We start from the raw sequence: 4,349 nt of genomic DNA, 5'->3' as shown, positions 1-4,349 counted from the left end.
AGCCAGGCGGCGCCGGCGAACAGCGCGAGGAGCGCGGCGAGCCCGGGAAGCGATCCGGCCCGGGGCTGGCGCCGCCGCCCGGAATTGCGCGCATTTCCGGTCGTCCGGCGAGCCACCGTTTCACTCTCCCTTAACCACGATCCGGCTAGGCTGCCAAACAGCGTAGCGAAAGCGTTCGACCTTCGCATCCTGGTAACACGAGTACTGCGTAATGCCGTTCACACCGGCTGCTACCAATGGCGACGCGCGCGCGCAAACGGGGCGTGAGCCGCGGCGCAGTTCGCAGCGGGCGGTGTTCGATGCGCGCCAACGCCTGACCTCGACCTCGGGCACGCGCGCCGCCTTCGATTTCGAACTGCTCGACGAGTATGCCGGCTCGCGCATTTCCGGCGAACTGGCGCTGCCGGCGATCCTCTTGATCCTCGCCCTGTTCGCCAGCCTGTGGGTGCCCGTGCTCGCCGCGGCGGCCTGGGTCGCGACGGTGATTGCCGCCAACACCGTGGTGGTGCTGCTGTGCCGCCGCTTCAAGCGCAGCGAGCCGCAGGAGTACAGCGCCGGCTACTGGACGATGCGGTTCATCCTTGCCGAGACGGCGTACGGCATCGCCTGGTCGCTGCTGTCGCTGTTCACCCTGACCGGGGCGGCGGCGCACGACCTCGCGGTCGCCATGTTCGCCATGGTGCTGGTCGGGGTTGCCGCCAATGCCGTGTCCACCCGCACGCTGCCGGGCGCGACGCTGATGAGCACACTGCCGGTGACCCTGACCGTCGGCCTCAACCTCATCGTCAGCGGCGGCACACTCAATTATGCCCTCGCGGCCGTCACCCTCGGCGGCGAAGTGTTCTTCGTCTACCTGGCGCGCCAGATGCACGGCTCCGAGCTGGAATCGGTCAAGCACCGGGCCGAGAAGGACGCCCTCATCTTCGAGCTGGAAGAGGCCCGGCACATGTCCGACGAGGCCCGCCGCCACGCCGAGCAGGCCAACATCGCCAAGTCGCAGTTCCTTGCCACCATGAGCCACGAGCTGAGGACGCCGCTCAACGCCATCATCGGCTTTTCCGAGGTGCTGCAGTCGGAACTGCTGGGGCCGCACGCCGTGCCCCAGTACAAGGAATATGCCGGCGACATCCACCGCTCCGGCCAGCACCTGCTCAACCTCATCAACGAACTGCTCGACCTGTCCCGCATCGAGGCCGGCAAGTACGAGCTCAACGAGGAGGCGGTGTCGCTCATCGACATCGCCGAGGACTGCCGCCGGATGATGGAAATCCGCGCCCAGGCCAAGGGCATCGAGCTGGCGGTGTCCTATGCCGCCGGCCTGCCCAGGCTGTGGGGCGACGAGCGCGCCATCCGCCAGGTGGTGCTCAACCTGCTGTCCAACGCCATCAAGTTCACGCCGCAGGCAGGCAAGGTGCAGATGGCGATCGACCGCAGCGCCGACGGCGGCCAGCTGGTGTCGGTGCGCGACAATGGCCCCGGTATCCCCGAGGACGAGATCGCCACCGTGCTGTCGTCCTTCGGCCAGGGCAGCCTGGCGCACAAGACCGCCGAACAGGGCGCCGGGCTCGGCCTGCCCATCGTGCAGCGGATCATGGAACTGCACCAGGGGCGCTTCGACCTGTTTTCCAAGCTGCGGTTCGGAACGGAGGCGATTGCCACCTTCCCGCGGGCGCGGGTGATGGACGCGCTCGCCCCGGTGGTGGCAAGGACGGAGCGCCTGCGCATCTATTCCGACGCCGGCTGACGCCGCCCGCCGGCGGGCGCCGATTGACCCACCTCAAGGACGGCCGCGTCCCCGGCGCTAGCATCGGGGCGGACTACCCGGAACCCTCGCCATGCTCAGGGCCACAGTCATCATCGCCTTTGGCCTGCTTGCCGCGCTGGCGGGCGGTACCGCCCTGTCGTGGCTGGCCTTCAGCCGGGCGATAGACCGCGAAACGGCGGCCCTGGTGGCGGCGGCAAGGCCGGTCGGCCGGACCGTGACCGAGGCAGCGGTGGCCCGGCTGCCCCCGCCGGTGCAGCGCTTCATGCGAAAGGCGGGCGTGATCGGCAGGCCTATCCCATCGATCGTTCGCCTCAGGCAGGTCGGACGCATGCGCACCGCCCCGACCGCCGCGTGGATGAACTTCGAGGCCGACCAGGTCTACACGGTCGACCCCCCGGGGTTCGTCTGGCGTGCCTACTTCGTGTCGCGCAGCCTGCCGTTCGTGTTTGGACGCGACACCTACTCGGGCGGCGGCGCCAGCATCCTGATGAAGGCGCTGGGCGTCGTCCCCGTCGCCGATGTCGGCGGCAGCGAACTGGGGGCGGCGGGGCTGATGCGCTACCTCAACGAGATGATGTGGTTTCCCGCCGCCTATCTGGCCCCGAACGTATCCTGGCGCGCCATCGATGAGCGTTCCGCCGAAGTGTCCGTGACGGACAGCGGCCTCACGGCGAGGGCCACGCTCGTCTTGGATGGCGACGACCGCATCGTCGACTTCCGGGCGCAGCGCTTCAACACCGACACCCGCAGCCTCGAGACCTGGGAGACCCCGATCAGCGGCCACAGGGAGCTCAACGGCCTGTTGCTTCCCGCTGGCGGGCAGGGCGTCTGGAAGCTTGACGGCGGCAGCTTCGCCTATATCGAGCTGGACGTTGTGGCGCTGGCTTACGACTAGCCGGCGGCGACCGGCCTCAGTCGATCTTGCCGCTCACCCTGGCCTCGGCGAACGTCGCCATGTTGTTGTGCAGATGCAGTGCCGTCTTGACCAGCACGGCCGCCAGCGCCGCGCCGCTGCCCTCGCCGAGGCACAAGTCGAGCTGCAGCAGGGCGGGCTTGCCCATGGCGGCAAGCGCCCGCTGGTGTCCCTGCTCGGCCGAGACATGGGCGAAGATGCAGTGGTCGATGGCGGCCGGATTGACGGCGTGGGCGATGGCGGCGGCCGCCGTGGCGACGAAGCCGTCCACGATCACCGGAACGTGCTGGTGCCGGGTGGAGATGATGGCCCCGAGGATGGCCGCGATCTCGCGGCCGCCGAGGCGCGCGAGGATGGCCAGGGGATCGATGAGCGCGTCCCTGTGCAGGGCGAGCGCCGCGTCGACGGCGGCGGCCTTGCGGGCGAGGCCGGCATCGTCGACGCCGGTGCCCCGGCCCACCCAGTCGGCACCCGATCCGCCGTAGAGCGCGGCAAAGATGGCGGCGGCCACCGTGGTGTTGCCGATGCCCATTTCGCCGACGCAGAGCAGGTCCGGGTTGCCCGCGATCGCTTCCATGCCATAGGCGATGGTGGCGGCGCACATCTTGTCGTCCAGCGCCGGCTCCCTGGTGATGTTGCCGGTCGGCAGTTCGAGCGCCAGTTCGAAGACGCGCAGATTGAGCTCGTGCATGGCGCAGATCTGGCTGACGGCGGCGCCGCCATTGGTGAAATTGGCGACCATCTGCGCCGTCACCGCCCGCGGATAGGCGGAGATGCCCTCGTCGGTCACGCCATGGTTGCCGGCGAAGATCGCCACCATCGGGTCGGCCACCGTCGGTGCGGCCTTGCCCTGCCAGCGCGCCAGGAATTCCACCAGCCCCTCGAGCTTGCCCAGCGAGCCGGGCGGCTTGGTCAGCGTCAGGTCGCGGGCGCGCACGGCGGCCACGGCGGCCTCGTCGCCGTCGGGTGGGAGCTTGAGCAGGTCGATGATGTCGGCGTAGGGGGAAGTCATGGCGGCTCCGATGCGGGCCTGCAGAAAACAGGAATGGACGGCGAGTCGCCAGTACCCCTCCGCGGCGGCGGTTGCAATGGCCCGCCGGCCGGACCAGAAGTGCACGGCTCCATCCGGGACGAGGAAATGCAGGTGAACGACGAGCAGAAACGAGCGGACCGGCCGCGCCAGGACAACGGGGCGGGCGGCGGTGGCGGGCGCCTCGCGGACGACCTCGTCATGGGGCTGCGCTTCTTTTCGCGCCTGCCCACCGGGGCGCGAAGGCACGAACGCCCCGACCTGTCGCGCATGGCGCGCGCCCTGCCCTTCACCAGTCTCGTCATCGGCCTGCCGCCCGCGGCACTGCTCGTTCTGGCCTGCTGGATCGGCATCCCGGCCTACGTCGCCGCCGCGCTGGCCACGGGCGCGCTGGTCGTCGCGACAGGCGCCATGCCCGAGGATGCGCTCGCCGACGCGATGGACGGCCTGTTCGGCGGCGCCTCCGCCGCGCAGCGCCTCGAGATCATGAAGGACAGCCGGCACGGCACCTACGGCGTCGTGGCGCTGTGCCTCTACCTCATGGTGCGGGTGCTGGCGCTGGGCGCGGTAGCGACGGCCGCGCCCCTCGCCGCCGCCGCGCTCTGGCTCGCCGCCGGCCTCGTCGCGCGCTCGGGGGCGCT

4 protein-coding genes are annotated in these 4,349 nt (G+C 70.1%); 3 read left to right on the top strand and 1 reads right to left on the bottom strand.

Features of this window, described 5'->3' with window-relative positions:
- Positions 1–211 precede the first annotated feature (211 nt).
- Together VGD93_RS12490 and VGD93_RS12485 are read left to right on the top strand one after the other, a co-directional pair.
- Positions 212–1,744, top strand: coding sequence for a sensor histidine kinase (locus VGD93_RS12490; protein ID WP_395012513.1), 1,533 nt, complete (start codon positions 212–214; stop codon positions 1,742–1,744).
- A 91-nt stretch (positions 1,745–1,835) separates the two neighbouring features.
- Complete coding sequence (locus VGD93_RS12485; RefSeq protein WP_395012512.1) at positions 1,836–2,660, top strand: DUF6544 family protein; 825 nt, start codon at positions 1,836–1,838, stop codon at positions 2,658–2,660.
- Between the two features lie 16 nt (positions 2,661–2,676).
- Here VGD93_RS12485 and cobT read toward each other — a convergent pair whose 3' ends face one another.
- On the bottom strand, positions 2,677–3,690 hold the full coding sequence (cobT, locus tag VGD93_RS12480) for a nicotinate-nucleotide--dimethylbenzimidazole phosphoribosyltransferase (RefSeq protein ID WP_395012511.1): 1,014 nt from the start codon (positions 3,688–3,690) through the stop codon (positions 2,677–2,679).
- Between the two features lie 132 nt (positions 3,691–3,822).
- Here cobT and VGD93_RS12475 point away from each other — a divergent pair.
- A partial coding sequence (locus tag VGD93_RS12475; protein ID WP_395012510.1) for an adenosylcobinamide-GDP ribazoletransferase occupies positions 3,823–4,349 on the top strand: 527 nt, incomplete at its 3' end.

Origin of the sequence: Devosia sp. (assembly GCF_036406155.1) — a bacterium.
Taxonomy (GTDB): Bacteria; Pseudomonadota; Alphaproteobacteria; order Rhizobiales; family Devosiaceae; genus Devosia_A.
Note: the sequence above shows the minus strand (reverse complement) of the source record. Positions and strands in the feature narration are given on the sequence as shown.

Excerpts from the sequence above, each read along its gene's own strand:
- VGD93_RS12485 (WP_395012512.1), top strand. The coding sequence starts at position 1,836 with ATGCTCAGGGCCACAGTCATCATCGCCTTTGGCCTGCTTGCCGCGCTG.
- cobT (WP_395012511.1), bottom strand. The coding sequence starts at position 3,690 with ATGACTTCCCCCTACGCCGACATCATCGACCTGCTCAAGCTCCCACCC.
- VGD93_RS12490 (WP_395012513.1), top strand. The coding sequence starts at position 212 with ATGCCGTTCACACCGGCTGCTACCAATGGCGACGCGCGCGCGCAAACG.